Origin of the sequence: Microbacterium soli (genome assembly GCF_039539005.1) — a bacterium.
Classification (GTDB): Bacteria; Actinomycetota; Actinomycetes; order Actinomycetales; family Microbacteriaceae; genus Microbacterium; species Microbacterium soli.
On the sequence record NZ_BAABCP010000001.1, the window covers coordinates 1471714 to 1497526 of the forward strand.

The window sequence follows — 25813 nt, forward strand, 5'->3', positions numbered from 1 at the left end:
ATGACTGAGAACGTGGGTCCCATCGACTCGTCCGCCGTCCCGCGCTATGCCGGGATCGCGACCTTCGCGCGGCTGCCGCGCATCGAGGACGTGCCGCGCGCCGACATCGCCGTGGTCGGCGTGCCCTTCGACTCCGGCGTCAGCTTCCGTCCCGGCGCCCGGTTCGGCCCCTCGCACGTGCGGGAGGCGTCCCGACTGCTGCGACCGTACAACCCCGCGCAGGACGTGTCGCCGTTCGCGATCGCCCAGGTGGTGGATGCCGGCGACATCGTCGCCAACCCCTTCGACCTCGGCGAGGCCGTGACCGACATCGAGAGGGCCGCCACCGCGCTCGGCGAGAAGGTGCAGCGGATCGTGACGATCGGCGGGGACCACACGATCGCACTGCCGCTGCTGCGCGCCGTCGCCGCGAAGCACGGTCCCGTCGCCGTGCTGCACTTCGATGCGCACCTGGACACCTGGGACACCTACTTCGGGGCGCCGATCACGCACGGCACACCCTTCCGCCGGGCCAGCGAGGAGGGGCTCATCGACCTCGAGGCGAGTTGTCATGTCGGCACGCGCGGCCCGCTCTACTCGAAGCAGGACCTGGAGGACGACACCCGACTCGGCTTCTCCATCGTGACGAGCGAGTACATCGAGGAGCACGGGGTGGCCGCCGCCATCGAACGCGTGCGGAACCGCATCGACGACCGCCCGCTGTACATCTCGATCGACATCGACGTGCTCGACCCGGCGCATGCACCCGGCACCGGCACCCCCGAGGCGGGTGGGATGACCAGCCGTGAGCTGCTGCGGATGCTGCGGGCGCTGGGCGGACACCGCATCGTGGGAGCGGATGTCGTGGAGGTGGCCCCCGCGTACGATCACGCGCAGGTCACCGGGGTGGCCGCGAGCCACGTCGTGTACGAGCTGGTGACGCTGCTGGCGGCGCAGGTCGCCCGCGAGTGAGTTCGGGGTGGGTGGCGAGTGACATCGAGTGTCGAATGTTCTCGCTGAATCGTCGAATGATGCTTGAGTTGCATCAACTCATCTATTAGTTAGTTTGTAAGAGCATCATTTGCGGCTTAGCGTTGCAGTGTCGATACCAGCGCCGGTTCGTCCGGCGACGATGTACAGGAGCACTCCGTGACCCGATTCACTCCGGCAGAGCTTGCCGAGCACCTCAAGGATGGACTGCTGTCGTTCCCCGCGACGGCGTTCGCCCCCGATCTGTCGTTCGACGAGGCGACCTATCGTGAGCACGTGTCCTGGCAGGCGAGCTACGGGGTCGGCGGCCTGTTCGCTGCCGGAGGGACCGGTGAGGGCTTCAGCCTGACCCCGGAGGAGAACGCCAGGGTCGTGCGCGCGGCCGTCGAGTCCTCGCGGCCGGAGGTCCCCGTGCTCGGCTCCGCGGGAGGATGGACGGCGAACGCCGTGGCCAATGCGCAGGCGGCGGAGGCCGCGGGAGCGGAAGGCGTGCTCGTCCTGCCGCCGTATCTGACCGAGTGCGAGCAGGACGGCCTGTTCGCTCACGTCTCCACCATCGCCGATGCGACACGATTGCCGATCATCGTGTACAACCGCGCCAACGCGAAGTACTCCGCGGAGACCGTCGCCCGCCTCGCCGACACCCATGAGAACTTCATCGGCTTCAAGGACGCGACAGGAGACATCGAGCATCTCGCGAAGGTGTACGCCCGGAACGGAGAACGACTCTTCTACCTGGGCGGACTGCCCACGGCCGAGACCTTCGCGCTGCCCCTGCTGCAGATGGGTATGAGCACATACTCCTCGGCGATGTTCAACTTCGTACCGGAGTTCGCGCTCTCCTTCTACCGCGATGTCCGGGCGCAGGACCGCGCTGCGGTCACGGAGAAGCTGTCGCGCTTCGTCCTTCCCTACCTCGAGATCCGGGATCGCGGGAAAGGATACGGCGTCTCCATCGTCAAGGCCGGACTCAGGGCGATCGGTCGCCCTGTCGGTGGCGTGCGCCCGCCCCTGCGCGACCTCGACGAGAAGGATCTCGCCGATCTCTCCGCGCTCATCGAACGCGCGGGCGTGGCTGCCTCCTTCGCCGTACGCTGACCCACCGAAAGGACACTCAAGGATGACGATCGACACCCTCACGGGTCACTCGTCCATCGCGGGGCGCACCGTCGTCGGAACGGGGGCTCCGTCGCGCGCGATCTCGCCGGCCACGGGCGAGGAGCTGGAGCCGGCGTACTCGCAGATCGATGTCGACCAGCTGCGTGAGGCGACCGCGGCGGCCGAAACGGCCTTCGACTCCTTCTCGAGGCTGTCTCCGGAGCGGCACGCGGCCTTCCTCGAGACGATCGCCGACGAGATGGAGGCCGCAGGTGGCGCGATCGTCGCCCGTGCGGAGCAGGAGACGGGACTCCCGAACACGCGTCTGACGGGCGAGCTCGGCCGCACGACCGGGCAGCTGCGCATGTTCGCCGGCGTCGTGCGAGCAGGGCTGTTCCGCGGGGTGCGCGTCGACCCCGCGATCCCCGACCGCGTGCCGGCACCGCGCGCGGACATCCGGCAGCGCAAAGCGGCCGTCGGTCCCGTGGCGGTCTTCGGTGCATCGAACTTCCCGCTGGCGTTCTCGACGGCGGGTGGGGACACGGCGTCCGCCCTGGCTGCGGGATGTCCTGTCGTCTTCAAGGCGCACAGTTCGCACCCGGGGACGAGCGAGCTCGTCGCCGCGGCGATCGCTCGTGCGATCGCCGCGCACGACCTGCACCCCGGAGTCTTCTCGCACGTCTTCGGGCCCGGGCGCACCGTGGGCCGGGCTCTCGTGACGGACCCGGCCATCCAGGCCGTGGGGTTCACCGGGTCGCGCTCCGGGGGGCTCTCGCTCGTGCAGGCGGCGCAGTCGCGTCCGGTGCCGATCCCGGTGTACGCCGAGATGAGCTCCGTGAATCCGGTGTTCCTGCTCCCGGGGTCTCTGGACGGCGATCTCGATGCGCTGGTCACGGGGTTCGTGGGAAGCATGCTGGGCTCCAGCGGGCAGCTGTGCACGAAGCCGGGCAGCGTCTTCGTCCCTGCCGGAGAGAGAGGCGATGCGTTCGTCGCCGCCGTGCAGCGCGCGGTCGACGGCGCGGTCGGGCAGACGATGCTCTCGCCGTCGATCGCCGATGCGTGGCGCTCGGGTGTGCGAACTCGCGCCGGGCACGCGGACGTCATGGCTCGAGGGGCGGACGGGGTCGGGCCGCATGCGCCGGGCCCCGTCGTGCACGTCACCGGGCTGGACAGCTTCCTCGAGGACGAGGTGCTCCAGGCCGAGATCTTCGGTGCGGCCTCGTTGATCGTGCGCTACGTCGACGCCGCCGATCTCCCCGCTGCTGCAGCACGGCTGGAGGGGCAGCTGACCGCGACCATCCACCTGACGGATTCCGATGTGGAAGCCGCGGCCGCGCTGCTGCCGGTTCTGGAGCGCAAGGCGGGACGCATCCTCGCGAACGGCTGGCCGACGGGAGTCGAGGTCGGCCACGCCGTCGTCCACGGCGGGCCGTTCCCGGCGACTTCGGACTCGCGCGCGACGAGCGTCGGCTCCCTCGCGATCGAGCGGTTCCTTCGCCCCATCGCGTACCAGAACATCCCCGACGCGCTCCTGCCCGAACCGCTGCGGCAGGGCAATCCGTGGAATGTGCCGCGGCTCGTGGACGGGGTGATGGAGCAGGTCTGACGAACCGCCCCGACGGTACCGCCGCGCTACAGTCGAGGGATGTACACCCTGGAGCAGCTGCGCGGTTTCGTCGCGGTCGCCGAGTACCTGCATTTCGGTCGTGCGGCAGAGTCCCTGCAGATGACGCAGCCACCGCTGAGCCGGCAGATCCAGAAGCTCGAGGCGGACCTCGGCGTGGAGCTGTTCGCACGCACGAACCGTCAGGTGGCTCTGACCGCGGCCGGCGCGGAGCTGCTGGAGCGGGCACGTCATATCCTGACGCTCAGCGATCTCTCGCGCGCCGCCGTGCGCAGCGTCGCGCACGGTGAGCGCGGGACGCTGACCATCGGCTTCACGGCGACGTCCGCGCTGTCCGTCCTCGGACCTGTGCTGGAGCGCATCCACGGCGCGCTGCCCGACGTCGACATCGACCTGCGGGAGGGAGTGACATCCGCTCAACTCGCCGAGATCGATCGCGGGCGCATCGACCTCGGTCTGCTCCGATCGGCCCCTGCGGACGAGTACGGCGTGCGTGAGCTGCTCCGTGAGGATCTCGTCGTCGTGGTGCCGGTCGATCATCCCCTCGCCAAGCGCGGGAAGCCGTGCACGGTGGACCAGATCGCCGAGTATCCCATGATCGGATACACCCAGCGCGACTCCGGCTACTTCCACCGCAAGATCGAATGGCTCATGGGGGAGCGCCCGGTTCACGTCGCCTACAGGGTCACCCAGATCCTGAGCATGCTCTCCCTGGTCCGACGTGGTCTGGGCATCGCGCTCGTGCCGCAGTCCACATACGTGATGCGCCCGGAGGGCATCCGCTTCCTCGAGCTGGCGGTGCCGGCGAGGATGGCGGCGGAGGCGCAGGTGTCGCTCTCCGCGGTGTGGTCGAAGGAATCGCGCAATCCTGCGCTGCGACGTGCGCTGGAGGTTCTCGACGGCGTCCTCGACGCGTTCTGAAGTCCCTGATTCCGATGCGCAAAAGGTATTGATTAATGACCTAAGTGAATTGTATCGGCATTACAGTCGCTCTATCGTGGGATCGAGCGGGCGGCGTCCGCGTGACGAGGAGGGAGAAGGCGGCGATGTCGATGCATCGCGAAGTCCGCGTGCTCGTCGGTGGATTCACCGACGGTGCTCGCGCTGACATTCCGCTCGGGCTCGCCGTGCATCGTGTCGGTGCCGATGGCGAGGCCGTGGCGGAGGGCCGGCTGGTGATCGACAACCCCACCTGGATCTCGCCGGGATCCGCGCCGGACCTGTTCTACGTGAGTCAGAGCGCGCGCCGGTCACTGAGCCTGGTCGGGGTCGATGCGGACGGGCGGATCTCCCTGGTCGATCAGATCGACATCGACGCGCTCAACCCGGCGCACGTCGCCGTCGATCCTCAGGGATCGCATGTGATCGCGTCGTGCTTCAGCGAGGGTGTGATCGTCAAGGTCCGGCTGAGGGACGACGGGGGATTCGCCGGAGTGGAGTGGACCCGCGACATGAATCGCGCGCTGGCGTCGGCGACCCGCCGCAACAGCCTGCAGAGCGACGCGGAACCGCATCAGGCGGTGCCGATCGGCGCGGGCGAGTACTTCGTGCCCGACCGCGCACAGGATGTCGTCTGGCATCTCGGTCCCGACGGCGCGGCCGCTCCTGCGGCAGAAGTGCGGCCCGGTGCGGGTCCGCGCCACCTCGCACTGCATCCGGCCGCGCCGGTGGCCTACCTCGTCGGCGAGCTCGACTCCACGCTGATCACCTTCCGTCGAGAGGGGCGCGCACTCGTCCCCGTCGATGTGCGCACGACGCTTCCCGCGGACTGGTTCGGGGACTCGGCGGCTGCGGCGATCGTGGTGGATGCCGTGCGCGAGCGCGTATACGTCACGAATCGTGGACATGACTCCGTCGCCGTCTTCGACATCCGTGCGCCGGAGCGGCCGACGTCCATCGGGTGGATTCCCCTGCGGGGGAGGACTCCGCGATTCGCGGGCCTGCTCGCCGACGCCGGTCTCCTCGCGGTCGCCGCCCAGGGCGACGACCACGTCGACCTGTTCCGCGCGGAGGCCGCGGCCCGTCTGCAGGGGAGCGATGTCCGTCTCGTCCACGCCGCCCCCGCGTGCGTGGTTCAGGTGCAGCTGTGACTGCGAGGGTCGAGGTCGCCCGAGTCAGGGTCATCCGCGCGTCCAGTCGCCTCGCGCGCAGCGAGATCACGGCACCGATGGATCGATTCGCCGAGTATCGGGGCAGGAGGGCCGGCTGGTACGGCGGCATGGACTCCGTTCTCGTCGAGCTGGGTGTGGATGGTCTGGGCAGTGGGGCGCCCGTCGGCCTGGCCGTGACGCAGGGCGGAGGAGCCGTCGCTGCGCTGCTGACGGAGCACCTGCTTCCCCTCACGCTCGGCAGACGCCTTGAGGCGGTGGCGGACATCGAACTGCTCGCCGAACAGCTGCGGCTCGCGACACATCCCTACGGCAGCGCGGGCATCGCGGCCATGGCGCGCTCGGCGATCGACATCGCGCTCTGGGACCTTCTCGGCAGACTGCGCTCCGAGCCGGTCTACCGGATGCTGGGAGGCGATCCGTCACCGATGCCCGTCTATGCGACGGGGAATGACATCGAGCATCACCGAGATCTCGGTTTCACTGCGTCCAAGGTCGGTCTTCAGTACGGGCCGTGGCACGAGAACGGTCGCGCCCGCGCGAGTGATCAGATCATCGGGGCGCGAGCGCGTGCAGGGGCCGACCACACACTGATGGCCGACGGCTGGATGGGACTGGATGTGCCGTTCGTCCGAAGCGTCTCCGCCGCGCTGCGAGAGGCCGCGTTCGAATGGCTCGAGGAACCTCTTCCTCCCGATGACCAGTCCGGGCTCGCTCTCGTCGCGGAGGTGCTCGGCGACGTGGCGCTCGCCACGGGGGAGCACGCGACCACCCACGCCGAACTTCTCCTGACCGCGCGCTCCGGAGCGCGCGTGCTGCAGCCCGACATCGCGTGGTGCGGGGGGATCACCGCCATTCGGCGCCTGGCTGCACAGTTGCCCCCCGGCGTCGAACTCACCCCTCATCTCTCCGGCACGCCCTGGGGGCTACACGTCGCTGCGGCCCTGCCGCTGGTCCGGCGCGTGGAGTGGTACGTCGAGTCCGAGCCGGGGGAGCCTCTGGAGGCGGTGCAGGGGCCGTTGACCGGCGGCCCGCTCCCGTCAGCAGGCATGATCTCACCGCGGGAGGAGCCGGGCCTCGGCATCGGCGTCCATGCGGAGTTCATCGACCGATGGGCGGGGCGCGCGCATACTATTAATGCTCGCTGAGCATTACTCAATGCAAAACAATGTATTGACAATATTGTTCGCTCGGCCTGGGATGGGAGAGAACCCCGACGAGCGACCGATGACAAAGGTGCACTCAATGACGAGAATGATCGACGAGATCCCCCGTTCCGCGACGGAACTGGTGACCGTCTATGGCAAGGAGAGCGACGAGCCCCGCCGCCGGAGCAGGACGCGGCCGCTGCGCGGGTCCCTTCGCCCGTGGCTGCTGCTGTCGCCGATGCTCATCCTCATCGCGGTGTTCATCGCGTTCCCGGTGGCGAACGTCTTTTACAACAGCGTGTTCGAGAAGAACATCACCCAGCCGTGGAACGACGGCTTCATCGGCCTCGAGCACTTCCGGTACATGTTCTTCGAGGACCCGACCTTCTGGCCCTCGCTCGTCTTCTCGGCCAAATGGGTCGTCGTCGAAGTCATCGGACAGCTCATCCTCGGCCTCATCATCGCCCTGGTCGTCAACGAGGCCTTCCGCGGGCGCGGCCTCTGGCGTGCGGTGGTCTTCTCGCCGTGGGCGATCTCCGGCGTGCTCACGACGGCGATCTGGATCCTCGTCTACAACCCCGGCACGGGCATCTTCCGTCTGCTGGCCGAGATGGGGATCGGCGACGGCACCCAGGCGGTTCTGGTCAATCCCGATACGGTGTTCTGGGCCGTCGTCGTCGCCGAGCTGTGGCGCGGGGTGCCGTTCTTCGCGATCATGCTCCTTGCGGAGTTGCAGAGCGCTCCGCAGGACCTGTACGAGGCTGCGGCCATGGACGGCGCCGGGCGCATCAAGCGGTTCATGAACGTCACGCTTCCCCATCTGAAGACCGCGATCATCCTCACGACACTGCTCCGCGGCGTCTGGGAGTTCAACAACGTGGACCTGCTGCTGACCATGACCAACGGCGGTCCCGCCGGCATGACCACGACGCTGCCGCTGTACGTGGCCAAGCAGGCCACGCAGGCGCACGACTTCGGGTACGGCTCCGCCCTCACCGTGGTGGCGTTCGTGATCCTACTGATCGTGTCGATCGTGTACCTCAAGCTGACGGCGTTCGCGAAGGAGGAGGACTGAGATGGCAACGGCCGGTCTGATGATCCCGACGCGGCGGCTGCCCGCGCCGATCCGCGTCAAGCGCACACTGAGCTTCCAGGGGCGGATCACCCTGCCGCTCGTGCTCTACTGCCTGTTCACGCTGCTGCCGTTCTACTGGATCGTGCTCTTCGCGTTCCGGGAGAAGGGATCCACGAGCTGGGCGCCGACTCCGTTCACGTTCGACAACTTCGTCTTCGTCTGGAAGAACGTCGGCTATGAGTACTTCTTCTGGAACAGCGTCATCGTCGGTGTACTGGTCACCGCGGGCACCCTCCTGCTGGCGTTGCCGGCGGGGTATGCGATGGCGAGGTTCCGGTTCAAGGGGAAGCAGGGCGTGAACCTGGTGCTGCTGTGCACGCAGTTCGTGCCGGGGGCGATGCTGCTGATCCCGCTGTTCCAGATCTTCAACGCGATGGGTCTGATCAACAATCTGCTCAGCCTCGCGATCGCCGACACCGTCTTCCACCTCCCTCTCGCGGTGATGTTCATGACCTCGTTCATCTCGAAGATCCCCTTCGAGCTCGAGGAGGCCGCGATGATCGACGGATGCAGTCGCTTCCACGCGTTCCGCCTGGCCGTACTCCCGGTGCTGGGGCCCGCCACGATCGCGATCGGTTCGTTCAGCTTCATCGGGGCGTGGAACAACTTCCTCTTCAGCCTCATGTTCATCTCGACGCAGCAGCGCTTCACGCTGCCTGTCGGACTGAGCTACACGATGGGCGAGTACGGCGTGGACTTCGGCGTTCTGGCGGCCGGAGGACTGGTCGCGGCCCTCCCCGTCATCGTCATCTTCGCGTTCATCCAGAAGTTCCTCGTTCAGGGCCTCGGTGCCGGCGCCGTCAAGGGCTGACGCTGCGCATAAACAAGAAGGAGAATCCCATGCAATCACGAATGACGAAGCGTCTCGTCGCAGTGTCGATGGCGACTGCGCTCGCCGCCGGCCTCGTCGGCTGCTCCGGACCGGACGGAGGGGGAGACGGCGGCGAGGGCGGCGTCACGATCACCTTCTGGGACCACAGCGGAAACCCCACGCGCGCGGAGACGTATGAGGCGCTGATCGAGGAGTTCGAGAAGACCCACGAGGGGATCACCGTCGACTTCCTGACGCTTCCCTCGGACTCCGCGTTCGAGAAGATCCAGACCAGTCTCGCGTCGAGTGATGCCCCGGACATCGCCTCACTGAGTGGCACGTTCGTCGCACCCTTCACCGGTCAGGATGCGCTGCTGAACCTCGACGACAGGTTCGCCGACTCGCCGCTCGCGGATGAGCTGGAGCCCGGCCTCGTCGACGTCATGCGCAACGACTCCCGCGACGGAGGCCTCTACGCCCTGCCGTACACGCTCACATACGGCATCATGTGGTACCGCACCGACCTCTGGGCCGAAGCCGGATACCCGGACGGACCTGCGACGTGGGATGACTTCTACGCCGGCGCGGAGAAGCTGACCAGTCCGAAGGACGGCCAGTACGGCTTCGCGATGCGCGGCGGTGCGGGCGGTGTGTTCCAGTTCCTGCAGGCCATGTACGCGCAGTCCGGTGTGGAGACCCTCTTCGATGACGACGGAGTGTCGACCATCGACGATCCGGCCAACCTCGAGGCGTTCACCCAGTACGTCGGACTGTACAAGAACGCGACCAGCGAGGCCGACCTCGGCTACGGCTACCCCGACATGGTCGCCGCGTTCGACAGCGGCGCCGCCGCCTCGCTGCAGCACAACCTCGGCTCCTACGGCGAGCACGCCGCGACGCTCGGCGAGAACTTCGCCGGCATCCCCCTCCCGGAATCGGCGGACGGCAAGCGCGTGGTCATCACCGACCCGATCCCGTCCTTCGCGATCTTCAAGGAGACGGAGCACCCGGACGAGACCTGGGAGTTCCTGGAGTTCATGTTGAGCGAGTCGAGCAACGGCGCGCTGAACGAGACGATCGGACAGATCCCGTCCAACATCGAGTCCCGCAGCGAGGCCTGGGTGTCCGACCTGCAGTCGGTGAGCGCGGCGAGCGAATGGATGAACGGAGACGTCACGCTGATGTCCGCGCCCACGTACCTGCCCGACTACGGCACGATCATGCGCAATGAAATGGAGCCCGAGCTGCAGCGCGTCCTCCTGGGCGAGCTCGACCCGGCGGACTTCCTGCACTCCTGGGCCGACAGGATGACGGAGGCTCAGCAGGCGTATCTGGGAGACAAGTGATGACAGCGACGATCGCCTCCTTCGAAGTGCGGGTCTTCGAGACGGAGACCCGATCGTCCCGCGACTCGAACGGGCATCGTCATCCGGGACCGCTCGCCGCGGCGTCGGAGGCGCTCCTCACGGTACGCGACTCCGACGGCGCCGAGGGGCACGTGCTCACGCCGGTGCGCAATGCGCGCCGGGATGCGATCGAGGGGCCGCTGCTGCGGCCCCTCGTGGGCAAGCCGGTCCTCGGCGTCGAAGCGCTGCAGCGGCAGCTGACCATCGCGCAGCGCGGGAATCCGGTCGACATCGCCGAGCGCCGACTCGCCGTGGTCGATGAGATGCTGTGGGATCTCATCGGCCGCCGTACCGGTGAGCCGGTGTGGCGGCTGCTCGGCGGTGCGCGGGATCGTGTTCCCGCGTACGCGAGCACCATGTGTGGCGATGACATCCCGGGAGGGCTTGCGACGCCCGAGGACTATGCGGCCTTCGCCGTGCAGTTGGTCGAGCAGGGCTATCGTGCGATCAAGCTGCACACCTGGTTCCCCCCGCTGGAGTTCGCACCCAGTGTGAAGCAGGACCTCGCTGCCTGCGCGGCCGTGCGAGACGCCGTCGGGCCCGATATCGGACTCATGCTCGACGGCTACCACTGGTACGACCGCCAGGACGCCCTCGCCATAGGACGGGGCATCCAGGAGCTTGGATTCCTGTGGTTCGAGGAGCCGATGGAGGAGGTGTCGGTCAACGCCTACCGCTGGTTGAGCGATCAGTTGGAGATCCCGGTCATCGGGCCGGAGACGACCTCCGGCCGGAACCTGGCACGCGGTGACTGGGCGCTCGCCGGCGCCGTCGACATCCTCCGCGCCGGCCCGCAGAACGCCGGAGGGATCACATCGGCGATCAAGTCGCTGCACCTGGCGGAGAGCCTCGGGATGACGTGCGAGATCCACGGCAACGGCGCCCCGAGCCTCGCACTGGTCGGCGCGACGCACACGTCCAAGTGGTACGAGCGGGGACTACTCCATCCGCATTCCGACTACGACTGGCTTCCTCCGCACCTCGCGGGGCAGGTGGATCCGCTCGACGCCGACGGCTTCGTGCCCCTCCCGGAGGCACCGGGGCTCGGAGTGGAGCTGGATCTCGAGTACATCGCCTCACACACCGTCGAGCGCTTCGAGGTGACGCTGTGAGCGCGCGGATCGTGATGGTCACCGGCGGTTCAGGAGCGGTCGGGCGCATCCTGCTCGACCGGGAGCCCCGTGCTGGCTGGAGCTATCGCGTGCTCGATCCGGTTCGGCTTCCCGAGCATCTCCTCGATCGCGCTGACGTCTCGCAGATCGTCGGGAGCGTCACCGATGCGGAGGCGGTCGGGCGCGCGATGGACGGCGCGACCGACGTGGTGCACCTGGGTGCGCTGAGCGTCGAGAACACCTGGGAGTCGATTCTCGAGGTGAACATCACCGGCACGCGCACCGTGCTCGAGGCGGCCGTCCGCAACGGCGTCGGGCGTTTCGTGTTCGCCTCGAGCAACCACGCGGTGGGCTTCTATGCCCCACGGGATGCCGTGGGCGACCTCGCCGACGCCTCCGGCGCGCTCGTCGACGACGCCCCGGCGCGCCCGGACACGTACTACGGCTGGAGCAAGGCGGCCGGGGAGGAACTGGTGCGGCTGTACTGCGAGCGGGGGGCCATGCGCGGTGTCGCCGTTCGCATCGGGCACTGCTTCCCGGAGCCCCTGACGGGTCCGCGCCTGCCCGTCTGGCTCTCGCCGCGGGATGCGGTGGCGCTCGTGGATGCCGCTCTCGAGAACGACATCGCGCCGTTCCAGATCGTCTGGGGGGTCTCCGCCAACCGGCGCAGCTGGTGCTCACGCGAGGGCGGCCGGAGGATCGGTTTCGAGCCGCAGGACGACTCCGAGATCTTCGCGGGGCGGTTCCCCGAGCACACGACGGTGGATCCGACGTCGCCGCTGGGGGCGCACTTCGTGTCCGTTCCTCTGGGGGAGCCCATGGGCGTGCGCTGAGGTGCGGACGTTCGCTCGCGACCACCGGACCGCGCTCGACTAAAAGTTGAGTCAACCCATATCAACTTTCTTGACAGCGGTCGTTCCCGTGTTTACACTTGAGTCATCGCGACTCAGGTTTACTGATTCGCCTGTGAAGACTTCATCCGCTTCATCCGCTTCATCACCAAGGAGAATCACATGGCACGTGCTGTCGGCATCGACCTCGGAACCACCAACTCCGTCGTCAGCGTCCTCGAGGGCGGCGAGCCCAAGGTCATCGCCAACGCCGAGGGCTTCCGCACCACCCCGTCGGTGGTCGCGTTCACCAAGGACGGCGAGGTGCTCGTCGGCGAGACCGCCAAGCGCCAGGCCGTCACCAACGTCGACCGCACCATCTCGTCGGTCAAACGCCACATGGGCACCGACTGGTCCTTCGATCTCGACGGCAAGAAGTGGACGCCGCAGGAGATCTCCGCGCGCATCCTGCAGAAGCTCAAGCGCGACGCCGAGTCGTACCTCGGCGACACGGTGACGGATGCCGTCATCACCGTCCCCGCGTACTTCAACGACGCGGAGCGCCAGGCCACGAAGGAGGCCGGCGAGATCGCGGGCCTGAACGTGCTGCGCATCATCAACGAGCCCACCGCCGCGGCCCTGGCCTACGGCCTGGACAAGGGCAAGGAGGACGAGCTCATCCTCGTGTTCGACCTCGGCGGCGGAACCTTCGACGTGTCCCTGCTCGAGGTGGGCAAGGATGACGACTTCTCCACCATCCAGGTGCGCGCCACCGCCGGTGACAACCGCCTCGGCGGCGACGACTGGGACCAGCGCGTCGTGGACCACCTCATCAAGCAGTTCAAGGAGACCAGCGGCGTGGACGTCTCCGGCGACAAGATCGCCCTGCAGCGTCTGAAGGAGGCCGCCGAGCAGGCGAAGAAGGAACTGTCGTCCTCGACGAGCACCTCCATCAACCTGCCGTACCTGTCGCTGACCGAGTCCGGCCCGGTGTCCCTGTCCGAGACTCTCACCCGGGCGAAGTTCGAGGACCTCACCAAGGACCTGCTCGACCGCACCAAGAAGCCGTTCGCCGATGTCGTCCGCGAGGCCGGCGTCAAGGTCGGCGACATCGACCACATCGTGCTGGTCGGCGGCTCCACCCGCATGCCCGCCGTCGCCGACCTCGTCAAGCGCGAGACCGGCAAGGACGCCAACAAGGGTGTGAACCCGGATGAGGTCGTCGCCGTCGGCGCCGCCCTGCAGGCCGGTGTGCTGAAGGGCGAGCGCAAGGACGTCCTGCTCATCGACGTCACGCCGCTGAGCCTGGGCATCGAGACCAAGGGCGGGAGGATGACCAAGCTCATCGACCGGAACACGGCCATCCCGACCAAGCGCAGCGAGACCTTCACGACCGCCGACGACAACCAGCCGTCGGTGGCCATCCAGGTCTTCCAGGGCGAGCGCGAGTTCACCCGCGACAACAAGCCGCTGGGCACCTTCGAGCTGACCGGCATCGCCCCGGCCCCCCGCGGCATCCCGCAGATCGAGGTCACCTTCGACATCGACGCCAACGGCATCGTGCACGTGTCCGCGAAGGACAAGGGCACCGGCAAGGAGCAGTCGATGACCATCACCGGCGGCTCGTCGCTGTCGAAGGAGGACATCGAGCGGATGGTGCGCGAGGCCGAGGAGAACGCCGCCGAGGACAAGAAGCGCGCCGAGGCGCTCGAGCAGCGCAACCAGGCGGAGTCCCTGGCGTACTCGATCGAGAAGCTCATCAAGGAGAACGAGGACAAGCTGCCCGAGGACGTCAAGACCGAGGTGCAGGCCGACGTCGACGCCCTCAAGACGGCGCTGGCCGGCGAGGACGACGACGCGGTCAAGACCGCGTTCGAGAAGCTGAGCGAATCTCAGGGCAAGCTGGGCGAGGCCATCTACGCTCAGTCTCAGGCGGACGCCGCATCCGGCGCTGCCGGGGACGGCGCCTCCGGAGACACCGCGTCCGACGAGGACGTGGTGGACGCCGAGGTCGTGGACGACGAGGACGAGAGCAAGTAACGATGACGGACAAGAACTTCGACGACAACAGCGCCGAGGTTCCGGGCGAGGGGTCGGATGCGCAGGCATCCGGCCCCGAGTCGCAGAACCCGGATGTTCCGCAGGACTCCGCCGAGGCGGCCGCGGCCGAGGGGTCGGACGACGACTTCACCGTCGACGACATCCTGGGCACCGAGCAGATCGACGAGGCGGCCAGCGAGGACGGCTCGGACGCCGGTGTGGTGGATGCCGAGCACGCGCTGCTCAACGACCTCAAGCGGCTGACCGCCGAGTATGCGAACTACCGCCGGCGCACCGAGGAGCAGCGGCACATCGAGATCGCCCGCGCCAAGGGCGAGGCGGCCAAGGGCATGCTGCCCGTGCTGGACGACCTCGACCGCGCCCAGCAGCACGGTGACCTCGTCGAGGGCTCCGCCTTCGCGGTCATCGCCGAGAAGATCCGCGGCGTCGTCGAGCGGCTGGGAGTGGTGGCCTATGGAGCGGCGGGCGAGGAGTTCGACCCGCAGCAGCACGAGGCGATCTTCCAGCAGCCCACCCCCGGGGCGACCACGTCGACGATCGTCGAGGTCGTCGAGGTCGGCTACCGGTTGGGCGATGTCGAACTGCGTCCGGCGAAGGTCGTCGTCGCGGTTCCGGCCGAATAGGCGGTGGTGGATGGCAAGCCAGGATTGGTTCGACAAGGACTTCTACAAGACGCTCGGCGTCTCCAAGGACGTCTCCGACGCGGAGCTGAAGAAGACGTACCGCAAGCTCGCCCGCAAGTATCACCCGGACTCCAACCCGGGCGATGCCAAGGCGGAGGCGAGGTTCAAGGAGATCAGCGAGGCGTACGCCGTGCTCAGCGACGCCGAGCAGCGCCGTGAGTACGACGAGATCCGCGCGATGGGGTCGGGGGCGCGCTTCACCGCGCCCGGCGGTGGTGCGGGCGGGTTCGAGGACGTGTTCAGCCGATTCGGCCAGGGCGGCGGCCGGGCCGATTTCGACGACATCTTCGCCATGTTCAACCAGGGTGGCGGCTCCTTCGGCAGCGGCCGGTTCGGCCAGTCGACCGGGGGGTTCCGCGGCTTCGGCGGCCCGCAGAAGGGCGCGGACGTCACCGCCCGCACGACCCTGGACTTCGCCACCGCCGCGCAGGGCGAGACGATCACCCTGCAGGCCGGCGACGGGAAGCCGTTCAAGATCAAGGTGCCCGCGGGCGTCGCGGACGGGCAGAAGATCCGCCTGCGCGGTCGCGGTCGCCCGTCGCCGGACGGCGGCGAGCCGGGGGACATCGTCGTGCAGGTCACCGTCCGGCCGCACCCGGTGTTCACCCGTGACGGGCTGAACCTGCGGTTGACCGTGCCGGTGACCTTCGCCGAGGCGGCGCTGGGCGCGACCATCGAGGTGCCCACCCTCGGCGGCGACCCGGTGAAGCTGCGTGTCGCTCCCGGCACGCCGTCGGGACGCGTGCTCCGGGTGAAGGGCCGCGGCATCGCATCCGCGAAGAAGGGCACCGGCGATCTGCTGGCCGAGCTGCAGGTGGCCGTCCCCTCGCATCTCGACGCCGCCGCCCGCGAGGCGCTGCTGGCGTTCCAGGCGGTGGGTCCTGCGGAGAACCCGCGCGCCGAGATGATGGCCAAGGCGCAGGATTAGTCCCATGGATGCCGAGTCCCCCCTCTTCGCGATCGCCGTCGCGGCGGAGCTGTCCGGTCTTCACCCGCAGACGCTGCGGCAGTACGACCGCATCGGGCTGGTGGTGCCCGGGCGTACACGCGGGGGCTCGCGGCGCTACTCGATGCGCGACATCGAGCAGCTCCGGGAGGTCGCGCAGCTGAGCAGCGAGGGAGTGAGCCTGCCCGCCATCGCTCGGCTGCTGGACATGGAGGACGAGGTGCGGATGCTGCGCCGACGTGTCGTCGAGCTGGAGAACGAGCTGCGCACGGAGCGGGAGAACCGCCCCGGCGTGCGTGTGTTCGCGGCGGGCGCCTCGGGGCAGGTGTTCTCCGTCGGCGCCGGTCGCCGCATCCGGCGCTCCACCGAGGTCGTCCTGTGGCGGCCGGGCGCGCGCGACGAGGCGGAGTAGCCGCGCGGCCCCGACATCTCAGCCCGACTCGACCTCGACCGACACGGGGCCGTCGGCCCCTGTTCCGTCGCTCGTGAGCGCTTCGTCCACCGGCCCACCCGGTCGCTCCCACGGCGCGCGGATGGGGAACATCCGCTCCAGGACGTCCTGCACCGCGCGTCTGCGCAGCTGTTCGGGGATGTCGGTCTCCGGGCCGTCGTTGAGGCAGAACAGGTCCACGTTCCGACGCTCGGCGAGCTCGTCCATGCGCTGCAGAGCCCCCGCCGCGGTCGTCTGCACGTACGCGATGCGCGGCCGGGTGGTGGGAGACGCCCGGCCGGTCAGCTGCGCGTAGTGGTGGTACAGGCTGTTGGTCACCGAGATGTCGGTCATCGAGCGGAAGCGCGCGGCGGCGGTGCGCGCGAACTCCGCGGGGAACTCGCGCTCCAGCTCGAACAGCACGCTGCGACGCAACGGAGTCGCGCAGTGCGACAGGTCGCGCAGGATCGTGCGGCCGAAGCGCTCGCGCAGCAGCGCGCGGTTGACGCGCAGCGCGTTGTCGTGCCCGCTGCGGTGCGCGGCGGGCTCGCCCGGTCCGATGCGCACCGGGCTCGAGACGAACAGCGTGTGCCCGGCGGGCGTGAAGAACATCTCCGGCTCGACGGGGCGGCCGAAGAACATGTCGTCGTTGGAGTAGAGGAAGTGCTCCGACAGCCCCGGGATGCGGTGCAGCTGCGCCTCGATGGCGTGGGAGTTGTGGGTGGGCAGCACGGCGGGGTCGGCGAAGAACTCCTCGCTGCGGACGATCGTGACCTTCGGATGCTCGGCCAGCCAGGTCGGCGCGGGGGAGTCGGTGGCGATGAAGATGCGTCGGATCCACGGCGCATGCATGTGCACGCTGCGCAGGGCGTAGCGCAGCTCGTCGACATGCCGGTACCGGTGCGGACCTCCGTCGCCCGTGCCGACCGCATTCCGCGCCAGCCGCGCGGCCCGCTGCCGCTGGAACGCGGGGGAGGAGCCGTCCACCCAGGAGAAGACGATGTCGACATCGCCGTGGAACTCGTCGGGATGTGGATCGAACATGCCCGCGAGGGTGCGCCAGCGGCGTCCGTACTGCTCCACCTCGTCGAACGCCACATCCGAGGCGGGCGTCTGCCGCCGGGTGAGCAGATTCTCCCTGGGGGCTTCGATGACGTCGACGCCGAAGCGCCAGAACTCCACGCGCGCCGCCCAGTGCGCACCATATCGCAGGTTCCCGCGCGAGGTGACCCGAGGGCGGAAGACCCGCAGCGCCAGCGGCGCGCTCCCCGGCAGCCTCACGCGGTCGATCGGGACCGCGGGGGCGCCCTTGATCTTGATGTGGAACGGTCCGTCGGGCAGGCGCTCACGCAACGCCAGGAGGGCATCCGCCCGTCGGTCGGCATCCACCACGAGCGCTGGGGTGGAGCGGTCGTGACGGATCAGCAGCACCGGCACGCCGCCGGCCTCCAGGGCCGCGGCGACGGACAGCAGGTCGCCCAACAGGGCGCCCAGGGGGGTGATGTCGTCGTGCACGAGGTGCGGCAGCTCGGCATCCGGCACGAGGCCCTGCCGGACCGGGGAGTCGTGGCGGCGCTGCTCGGGCTCCGCGGGGCGTGTCGCCATGTCCTTCCTCTCTCCCGTGTCGATGTCGCCGGGTTCTTCCGCGCCGTGATGGTCGGCTCAGATCCCCAGCACGGCCTTCGCGATGAGGAAGTAGATGATCAATCCTGTCGCGTCGACGAAGGTCGTGATGAACGGGTTGGAGAACACGGCCGGGTCGACGCGGATGGCGCGGGCCGCCAGCGGCATGATGCCGCCGATGGAGGCCGCGACCGTGCACACGGCCACGAGGGTGAGGCCGATGACCGCCCCGATGTGCCATTGGTAGACCAGGCCCGCCAGCACGAAGCCGAGCGCGCCCAGCAGCAGACCCAGGAAGAACCCGACGCGCACCTCTCGCGCCAGCACCCGGAACAGGTCCCGCGGTGTCACCTCTCCGAGGGCCAGCGAGCGGGTGACCGTGGTCGCGGCCTGGTTGCCGGTGTTCCCGCCCGTGCCGATCAGCAGCGGCACGAACAGGGCCAGCACGGTCAGCTGCGCGAGTGTCGTCTGGAAGGCGTCCAGCACCTGGACGGTCAGCGTCGCTCCGACGGCGAGAACGAGCAGCCACACCACACGGGAGCGCACGAGCCGGCGGATCGGGGTGGACAGGTACGAGCGGCGCAGCGGCTCCACCCCGCCCTGTCGCGCCGCGTCCTCGCTCTCGGCCTGCTTGAGGATGCGAGCGGCGTCGTCGATCGTGAGGATGCCGACCAGCCGCTGCTCGCGGTCGACGATCGGCAGCGCCAGCAGGCCGTAGTCGGTGGCGCGGCGGGCGGCGGCCTCGGCGTCCTCGGTCACCTCCGCGAGGTGCGCCTGGCTCATCAGGTCGGCGACGAGATCGTCGTCGGATGCCGCCAGCAGATCGCGCAGGCTGATGACGCCGACCACCCGCCGGCCTCCGTCGGTGACGGGCAGGGTGTAGATCGTCTCCGCGTGCGCGAGGGCGCCGCGGATGCGCGTCATGGTCTCCGCCACGGTCAGCCGCGGGTGGGTGGTGACGAACTCCGGGCTCATCCGTCGTCCGATGGAGTCCTGCGGGTACCCGAGCATCCCCGAGGTGAGGTCGCGCTCCTGCCGGGTCAGTCCGCGCAGCAGCTGCGGAGCGACGGATGCCGGCAGCTCGTCGAGCAGCCACACCCGGTCGTCCGGGTCGATCTCGGCGAACAGAGCGGCGATCTCGACGTTGCGCAGCGCCTGCACGAGGTCACCGCGCGTGCCGGGGGACAGCGCCTCGAACACCTCGAGCGCCCGGGACTTGGCCAGCAGGCGGTAGACGATCGCGGCGTCCTCGATGCTCAGGCGATCGACGAGCTCGACGACCTCGGGCACGCCGAGCGGCGTGAGCGCGGCGGAGGCCCCGGGCAGGTCGCCCTGCGCGATGAGCCGACGGATGTCGTCGGCGGCCTCGGAGACGTTCTGGAGCTGGGTCGGAGTCATGGGCATGCCTTCTCAGGAAGGCACCGCGTGGGCGGGCGCCGGGGCGGATCCTGCGTCGGGGCGGATGCGCCTGCTCAGCCGAGCGGTGCGGAAGCGGTGGGGATGAGGTGCCTGCGACTATGACTGTCACCGGACATGATGAACCACCTCGCTTCCCGGTGCTCGTTGCTGGTTCAGTCTAACTCAGCGAGGGGTGCACGCCCGCACGGCCGGCGCTTTTACTGTTGTTCGCTTCAACGTCAACTCCGAGGGCTCCGTCGCCGCGTTCAACCCCCGAGGTCATCGTTGGCGGCGAGAGCTTCGGCGAACGATCAGATCGGTCTCCAAAGTCACCGCATCGGCGGGTGAGCCGGTGTGATCGACGACGCGCTGCATCAGGAGGACTGCAGCGCGTCTGCCGATCTCGTAGGCCGGCTGGCTCACTACAGTGAGTGGGGGGTCGATCAATGTCGCCCAGGGAGCGTCGTCGAACGACACGAGGCCGACGTCACGGCCGATGACCACTCCGGCGGATGTCAGCGCGGAGATTATGCCGAGGGTCAGATTGGCGCTGGCGGAGAAGAAGGAGTCCGGGGGGTTGGCGCTGTCGAGAAGCTCCAATGCAGCTGAGGAGCCTCCCTCCACGCGAAAGTCACGATGCACGATGCGTGTAACGGACTCACGACCTCGCTCGCTGAGAGCCGCTCGGTATCCCGAGGCGCGTTCGATGGCTGTGATCGCGTTCACTGGGCCCGTGACGCAAGCCGGGTTCGACCAGCCTTCATCGAGCAGGTGGAGGGTCGCGTCGCGGGCTCCGGATTGTGAGTCTGCCACCACGGAGTCCACGGCTGTGCTCAGGAACCTGTCGATGGTCACGACGGGTATCGCCGCCGAAATGAGTTCTGACACATCGGTGTCACTGCTGTGGGGTGAGAGGACGACACCTGCCACGCGCTCCTGTGCGGCGATCTCCAAGTACCGGGCCTCCTTCTCCGGATTCTCATCTGCGTTGCAGAGGAAGACGGAGAACCCGTTGCTCTGGGCAACATCCTCCACACCTCTTGCCACGGCGGTGAAGAAGGGGTTCTCGATGTCGGAGATGATGAGAGCCAGGACGCGCGAACGCCGCTTGCGAAGGTTGCGTGCAAGCGCGTTCGGGCGGTAATCCAACCGCTGCGCAGCGGATCTGACGCGCTCGGCGAGTAAAGGATTCACTCGAGCCGTGCCATTGAGCACTCGGGAGACCGTTGCTGTGGAGACCCCCGCCAGAGCCGCTACGTCACTTATGTTCGTCACGCGATCAGGGTACGTATGCCACGTGTGAGGCGGTACTGCTTCGTCCGCCTGCGGTCTGGGAGGCCAACCTGGCACGACGGTTGGTGTCTTCGAGGATTAGTGATTATCATAACCTAACTGTAATCGATTTCAAAGAAGATGCAGAGCCGACACAGTGTTGTCCTCGGTCTTCGGATGAGTGAGAGCCAAGGGGTGACGGAGATGATCCGTGTGCTTGTTGCCGGTGAGTCGTGGATTACCACCACGACTCATACGAAGGGATTCGACCACTTCACCAGCAGTGCGTTCGAGACCGGCGTCGGTGACTTCAAACGTGCGTTGGAGGACATGGGGATGCGCGTTACCCACATGCCGGGGCATGAAGTCGCGGAGGAGTTCCCATGGACGATCGAAGAACTGAATCAGTTCGACGTCGTGGTGCTCTCAGACATCGGGGCGAACACCTTCCTGCTGAGCAGAAGGACATGGGTAGACGGTGTGGCTGTGCCGAACCGGCTCGCCGTCCTGGCCGATTGGGTGCGGTCCGGTGGAGGGTTGATGATGGCGGGCGGTTACATGAGCTTTCAGGGAATCGACGGGAGAGCCCGCTTTCACGGCACCGATGTGGAGGCGGTGCTGCCGGTGCAGATTCACGCCGCGGACGATCGAGTCGAGGTTCCCGAAGGCGTGGTCGGCGTCGTACGGCAATCACATGCCGTCGTCGACTCGGTGCGCGATCTCGAATGGCCGCCCCTGCTCGGCTACAACCGCACGATCGCTCGCCCTGATTCGGAGGTCATCGTCTCAGCAGGGGATGATCCGCTGCTCGCCGTGCGCAGCGTGGGACAGGGCAGATCTCTCGTATGGACTTCAGACATCGCGCCGCATTGGTGTCCTCGAGGCTTCACAGAATGGGACGGGTACGCCGAGATCATGAAGAACTCTGTGGCGTGGCTGGCTGATACCTGACCTGTTCGATATGACGTCGACCGGTGGCTCGTACGGCGCAGGTGGATACGCCTCACTTGACACCGGATATTGCGTAGGTTACGCTCCGTGTAATCGATTTCTTGAAATTCAAGCCATATTGTCAATAGACCTCAACTAGTGGGAGTTGGAAGTGAATCAAGCAGGCAATGAAGCTGTTGGATACTGGCGTCATGCTCTCGGACGTCGTCAGTTCCTGAAACTGGTCGGAATAGGTTCAGCGGCGATGGCTTCCGCGTCGTTGTTGAGTTCCTGCGCGCCGAGTTCGGGGGACAGCGAAAGCTCACTGAGGACGTTGAAAGTCGGCCTGACCCCATTCCAAGATTTCTATGTGGTGCTGATCGGGATCGAAAAGGGATACTGGGCAGAAGAGGGGATCAAACTCGATATCGTGAACCTCTCTTATGAGAGCGTGACCGAATCTCTTGCCTCGGGTTCCGTTGAGATCGGCACCAATAACGACGCGTTCGTCCTTGGGGGCCAGGATAAGTATCCGGAACAGGTGCAGAGCAACATCTTCTTCTTGTTCCAGGGCGGCGCGATAATGGTCCGTCCCGATGGACCGTTCACTACCTACGATCAGGCCATTGCGGCCGGCGCGACGCCGGAAGAAGCACGGCGAGACGTCTGTGCGCAGCTGCGCGACAAGACGATTCTCCTGACGACCAACTCCGACTTCGAACTGACCGTCGCGGCAGCGGCTCAGAGCGGTGGTCTCGACTACTTCAATGATGTGAAGTTCATCGACGGCAATCCTGATGAGAATCTCGCCGCGTTCATGGGCGGTGCGGGCGACGGCTACATCGGGGGACTCCCGCAGCGGACCCGTCTCGTCGAAGAAGGCATGGTTCCGTTGATCACGGCGGAGAACCTCTCGAGTGAAGCGACCATTCAGGGCGGCTGGTCAGCCTCGGAGAAGCTCATCGCGGAAGAGCCTGAGGTCTTCATGAGCTTCCAGAGGGTCATCTATCGATGCCTTCAGTTCATTGAGGAGAACCCGGAGGAAGGGTTCCAGATCATCATTGACAAGCTCTCGTCGGAGACCGGAGCGAACTACACGCACGAGGACCTGGAGAGCGTGTGGAACAAGGTCGAGCTCTTCCCCGCTTCCGGCGAGCAGATGGAGGCGATGGTGTTCGACGAATCCAGTCAGTTCTACTGGCGCCCGCGGTACGAGTTCGTGGAGAAGTTCTATCTCGAACGAGGCGTCGTCTCCGGGCCGGTGGATCTCGACCGCATCTTCCCGTTCCAGTGGATCCACGCGCAGTACATGGCGAAGTACGAGTCGGATGCCTGGGAGTCCATGGGCGCCCAGCATGCGAGCGGGGATCTCGTGGAGAGTAGATGATGACGTCCACGGGATCCGGTAAGCACAAGATCTATTTCGCGGATACCACCGAGATCAAGCTCGATGAGAAGAGCATCAGCGTGCTCCTGCTCAACTCGGGCGTACATCCGGATGTACCGCCCGAGGATATCCGTCTCTATGGGTACAGGGAACAGATCACGTGGCCTGATGGCAGTGTTGCTCCGGGAGTTCTCGAGCCGATCTGCCTGTGGTACATACCCACTCCGACGATGAAGATCCTCGTGGACACAGGCATCAGCCCCGAGAACGCAGCCCATGCCAACAAGGTGTTTCGTACACGGGACCAGGGGCAGGTCTATACGACGAGGCCAGAACATGACATCCGCAAGTTCTTGGCCTCGCATGGAACCACTCCGGAGGAGATCGATGTCGTCATCCTGACGCACTTGCACCTTGACCACTTCGCGAATGCCCCGGCATACACGAATGCGCGGTTCATCGTCCAACGCAGAGAGCTTCCGTGGGGCCTCACCCCGCCACCCTATGCAGAGTTCCACTGGCGCGAGTTCACTCCCTATCTGATCGATGTACTCGACCGTGTGGAGGCGGTCGAGGGGGACGTCACGATCTGCGACGGCGTTGAGGCATGGTGGGTCGGTGGTCACACCGCGGGAAGCCAGGCAGTCGCTGTCGACACGGAACTGGGCAAGGTGGTCCTCGCCGGCGACTTCTTCTACAGCTACAAGAACATCGAATGGAACTGGCCACCGGGGAACTACTGGTCGCTCGATGAATGGGAACAGAGTTCTCAAAGACTCCGAAGTGATAGCGACCTCATCATTCCCAACCATGATTATGAGACCTTTGAAAGGTATCCGCGTGGATATATCGGGTGAGGACACCAACAATTCGGAGAGTGTGCAGACCAATATGCCCGGCAGTTCCATCATCATTGACTCGGTAAGCCATGTGTATGAGACTAGAAGTGGCCCGTTGCATGCTGTCGAAAATGTGTCCCTGCAGGTGAGGGAAGGAGAGTTTCTCGCACTGGTCGGCCCATCAGGTTCCGGCAAATCCACTCTTTTGCACATGATCGCAGGTCTGTTGACTCAGACTGAAGGGACTATCACCGCGCGCGGCGCTGAAATTGACGGGCCGGGCTCGGACCGCGGAATGGTATTCCAAAGTGACACGGTGTTTCCATGGATGACCGTCGAGAAGAACGTCATGTATGGATTGGGATCGCTTTCCTCAATGTCGCGCGAACACCGCAAGAAGGCAGAGGACAAGGTTGCACATTATCTTTCGAAAGTGGATCTGCTCGACCATCGGAAGCGGTATCCGAAAGAGCTTAGTGGCGGAATGCGTAAACGTGTGGAGTTGGCGCGTGCCTATGTGACCGACCCCGACATTCTGCTGCTCGACGAACCGTTCGGATCCCTGGATGCATTGACGCGTGAAGCCATGCAGCTGGATCTTGTGAAAATGGCTCAAGGCGAGAAGTCACAGACGATCGTACTGGTGACACACGATATCGAGGAGGCGATTTTTCTTGCCGATCGCGTCGTCGTGATGACGCCCCGTCCGGCTCGCGTCGACTCTGAGTTCGAGGTTCCGTTCTCGCGGCCCCGCGATCCGGGGGTCATCGCTTCTCAAGAGTTTCAACGGCTGAGGTACGAGATTCGCAGCCGTCTGGAGGTCGATGTCGTATGAGCACAGTGAACAGCCGAACTCGGCGTACACGCAGCTCTGCGTCCACCAGCCGATACTGGATTATCAGTGCCAGCGTCGTAGTAGGGACTCTCCTTGTCTGGCACTTCATAGTTTCTGTGTTCGTCGACCCCCTCTACTTCCCTTCGACCGTTGGAACCTGGGAAGCGCTGGGAACGCTGGGCGGGAATTATCTTGTCGCGATGTGGGCCACGACCTACCGCGTGGTGCTCGGCATGCTGCTGGGAATCGCACTCGGGGTTTCCATTGGGGTGTTGATGCATGCAAGCAAGCTGTACTCCGCGATCATGGATCCGTTTGTCGAGGTGCTCAGGCCCGTCCCTGCGCTCGCCTTGATCCCGTTCTTCATCCTCTGGTTCGGATTGGGTGATCTGGGCAAGATCCTTCTGATCGCGCTGGGTGGTTTCGTGACCATGGTCGTGACGACATACGAAGCACTCACTCATGTCAGCCCCACCTATGTGGGTGCTGCCAGAACGCTTGGTGCCGGAAAACTGCGCATATATCGCACCATCTACCTGCCGGCGATACTCCCGGCGTTCTGGAGCGGTGTCCGGGTGTCGGCCGCGACCTCTTTCGGTCTCGGCATTGCCGCGGAGTTCATGGGTGCGCAAGAAGGTCTTGGTTACCTCATACTGCTCGCCCGCAGGACGTTGCACACGGAGGTCATGCTCCTCGGCGTGCTCGGGATCGGTCTTCTTTCGTTCCTGCTTGATCGGCTGATCAGATGGGCCGGGCGACGAACGACTCAATGGGCGAGTTCGGTTCAAGGTTGATGTTCGCAGTGTTGCGAGTGGCAGAAAGGTGCGGATCATGACGAAGCGCGTCGTCGCATTGTTTACGCTGAAGAGCGACATATCCGTGGATGACTATGCGCGTTGGTCGGCTGAGCGTGTGAGGCCGGTGATGCGTGCGATGCCGTCTGTCCTCAGATTCGATGACTTCCGTGTGGTGGGCAACATGGATGGTGAGGCGTTGGACGCCCAGCTGAGTGAGCTGATCGAAGTGACCGACTTCGCCGAGTTCGAAGCAGACAACGCCCGAGGCGAGGGGGGCGTTCTGGCCAAGGAGTGGCGGCAGAGGCTGGTGTCGTGGTCGGTCCTCTATATGGAGGATCTTCTCGAAGACTGACGCCGTCGGTGGCGCACGG

The 25813-nt window shown here is 66.4% G+C and carries 24 protein-coding genes; 21 read left to right on the forward strand and 3 right to left on the reverse strand.

The features are described 5' to 3' along the window. The 15 genes from speB to ABD770_RS06945 all read left to right on the forward strand — a co-directional run bounded on the left by speB (position 1) and on the right by ABD770_RS06945 (position 16343). Positions 1–951: an agmatinase gene (gene speB / locus ABD770_RS06875; RefSeq protein WP_344818783.1), complete on the forward strand. Its 951-nt coding sequence runs from the start codon at positions 1–3 to the stop codon at positions 949–951. Between the two features lie 177 nt (positions 952–1128). After that, entirely contained in the window at positions 1129–2067 is a 939-nt protein-coding gene (locus tag ABD770_RS06880; protein WP_344818784.1) for a 5-dehydro-4-deoxyglucarate dehydratase, read from the forward strand. A 22-nt stretch (positions 2068–2089) separates the two neighbouring features. Further along, positions 2090–3673 carry an aldehyde dehydrogenase (NADP(+)) gene (locus ABD770_RS06885; RefSeq protein WP_344818785.1) on the forward strand — a complete coding sequence of 528 codons (1584 nt, stop codon included), beginning with the start codon at positions 2090–2092 and terminating at the stop codon, positions 3671–3673. Between the two features lie 39 nt (positions 3674–3712). After that, positions 3713–4612 carry a LysR family transcriptional regulator gene (locus ABD770_RS06890; protein WP_344818786.1) on the forward strand — a complete coding sequence of 300 codons (900 nt, stop codon included), beginning with the start codon at positions 3713–3715 and terminating at the stop codon, positions 4610–4612. 125 nt (positions 4613–4737) lie between these two features. After that, a complete protein-coding gene (locus ABD770_RS06895) occupies positions 4738–5781 on the forward strand; it encodes a lactonase family protein (protein WP_344818787.1) in 1044 nt (347 codons plus the stop codon). Continuing rightward, positions 5778–6947: a mandelate racemase/muconate lactonizing enzyme family protein gene (locus tag ABD770_RS06900; RefSeq protein ID WP_344818788.1), complete on the forward strand. Its 1170-nt coding sequence runs from the start codon at positions 5778–5780 to the stop codon at positions 6945–6947. The genes ABD770_RS06895 and ABD770_RS06900 overlap by 4 nt, the downstream gene beginning before the upstream one ends. Before the next feature lie 97 nt (positions 6948–7044). Continuing rightward, positions 7045–8022, forward strand: a complete 978-nt coding sequence (locus tag ABD770_RS06905; protein ID WP_344818789.1) for a carbohydrate ABC transporter permease — start codon at positions 7045–7047, stop codon at positions 8020–8022. A gap of 1 nt (position 8023) precedes the next feature. Beyond that, positions 8024–8893: a carbohydrate ABC transporter permease gene (locus tag ABD770_RS06910; protein WP_344818790.1), complete on the forward strand. Its 870-nt coding sequence runs from the start codon at positions 8024–8026 to the stop codon at positions 8891–8893. A 29-nt stretch (positions 8894–8922) separates the two neighbouring features. Next, a complete protein-coding gene (locus ABD770_RS06915; protein WP_344818791.1) occupies positions 8923–10239 on the forward strand; it encodes an ABC transporter substrate-binding protein in 1317 nt (438 codons plus the stop codon). Continuing rightward, positions 10239–11411, forward strand: a complete 1173-nt coding sequence (locus ABD770_RS06920) for an enolase C-terminal domain-like protein (RefSeq protein WP_344818792.1) — start codon at positions 10239–10241, stop codon at positions 11409–11411. Before ABD770_RS06915 ends, ABD770_RS06920 begins: the two co-directional genes overlap by 1 nt. Further along, positions 11408–12244: an NAD-dependent epimerase/dehydratase family protein gene (locus ABD770_RS06925; protein ID WP_344818793.1), complete on the forward strand. Its 837-nt coding sequence runs from the start codon at positions 11408–11410 to the stop codon at positions 12242–12244. The genes ABD770_RS06920 and ABD770_RS06925 overlap by 4 nt, the downstream gene beginning before the upstream one ends. A gap of 180 nt (positions 12245–12424) precedes the next feature. Beyond that, positions 12425–14281: a molecular chaperone DnaK gene (gene dnaK, locus ABD770_RS06930; RefSeq protein ID WP_344818794.1), complete on the forward strand. Its 1857-nt coding sequence runs from the start codon at positions 12425–12427 to the stop codon at positions 14279–14281. A 2-nt stretch (positions 14282–14283) separates the two neighbouring features. After that, entirely contained in the window at positions 14284–14925 is a 642-nt protein-coding gene (locus ABD770_RS06935) for a nucleotide exchange factor GrpE (RefSeq protein WP_344818795.1), read from the forward strand. Between the two features lie 10 nt (positions 14926–14935). Further along, positions 14936–15913, forward strand: coding sequence for a DnaJ C-terminal domain-containing protein (locus ABD770_RS06940; RefSeq protein WP_344818796.1), 978 nt, complete (start codon positions 14936–14938; stop codon positions 15911–15913). A gap of 4 nt (positions 15914–15917) precedes the next feature. Beyond that, entirely contained in the window at positions 15918–16343 is a 426-nt protein-coding gene (locus ABD770_RS06945) for a heat shock protein transcriptional repressor HspR (protein ID WP_344818797.1), read from the forward strand. A gap of 18 nt (positions 16344–16361) precedes the next feature. On the opposite strand, the gene ABD770_RS06950 is transcribed toward ABD770_RS06945, so the two are convergent. The 3 genes from ABD770_RS06950 to ABD770_RS06960 form a co-directional block, all read right to left on the reverse strand. Next, entirely contained in the window at positions 16362–17966 is a 1605-nt protein-coding gene (locus ABD770_RS06950) for a stealth family protein (RefSeq protein ID WP_344818798.1), read from the reverse strand. A gap of 57 nt (positions 17967–18023) precedes the next feature. Further along, entirely contained in the window at positions 18024–19382 is a 1359-nt protein-coding gene (mgtE, locus tag ABD770_RS06955) for a magnesium transporter (protein ID WP_344818799.1), read from the reverse strand. 279 nt (positions 19383–19661) lie between these two features. After that, complete coding sequence (locus ABD770_RS06960) at positions 19662–20657, reverse strand: LacI family DNA-binding transcriptional regulator (protein ID WP_344818800.1); 996 nt, start codon at positions 20655–20657, stop codon at positions 19662–19664. Between the two features lie 201 nt (positions 20658–20858). On the opposite strand from ABD770_RS06960, the gene ABD770_RS06965 reads away from it, so the two are divergent. From ABD770_RS06965 to ABD770_RS06990, 6 genes are all read left to right on the forward strand, one after another. Continuing rightward, positions 20859–21605: a glutamine amidotransferase gene (locus ABD770_RS06965; RefSeq protein WP_344818801.1), complete on the forward strand. Its 747-nt coding sequence runs from the start codon at positions 20859–20861 to the stop codon at positions 21603–21605. A gap of 151 nt (positions 21606–21756) precedes the next feature. After that, the gene (locus tag ABD770_RS06970) at positions 21757–22971 is read left to right on the forward strand and encodes an ABC transporter substrate-binding protein (RefSeq protein ID WP_344818802.1); all 1215 of its coding nucleotides are present in this window, start codon (positions 21757–21759) and stop codon (positions 22969–22971) included. Beyond that, positions 22968–23828: an N-acyl homoserine lactonase family protein gene (locus ABD770_RS06975; protein ID WP_344818803.1), complete on the forward strand. Its 861-nt coding sequence runs from the start codon at positions 22968–22970 to the stop codon at positions 23826–23828. Before ABD770_RS06970 ends, ABD770_RS06975 begins: the two co-directional genes overlap by 4 nt. Beyond that, complete coding sequence (locus ABD770_RS06980) at positions 23797–24645, forward strand: ABC transporter ATP-binding protein (protein WP_344818804.1); 849 nt, start codon at positions 23797–23799, stop codon at positions 24643–24645. Before ABD770_RS06975 ends, ABD770_RS06980 begins: the two co-directional genes overlap by 32 nt. Positions 24646–24761: 116 nt before the next feature. Next, on the forward strand, positions 24762–25439 hold the full coding sequence (locus ABD770_RS06985; RefSeq protein ID WP_344818805.1) for an ABC transporter permease: 678 nt from the start codon (positions 24762–24764) through the stop codon (positions 25437–25439). 37 nt (positions 25440–25476) lie between these two features. Continuing rightward, on the forward strand, positions 25477–25794 hold the full coding sequence (locus ABD770_RS06990; RefSeq protein ID WP_344818806.1) for a hypothetical protein: 318 nt from the start codon (positions 25477–25479) through the stop codon (positions 25792–25794). Positions 25795–25813 lie beyond the last annotated feature (19 nt).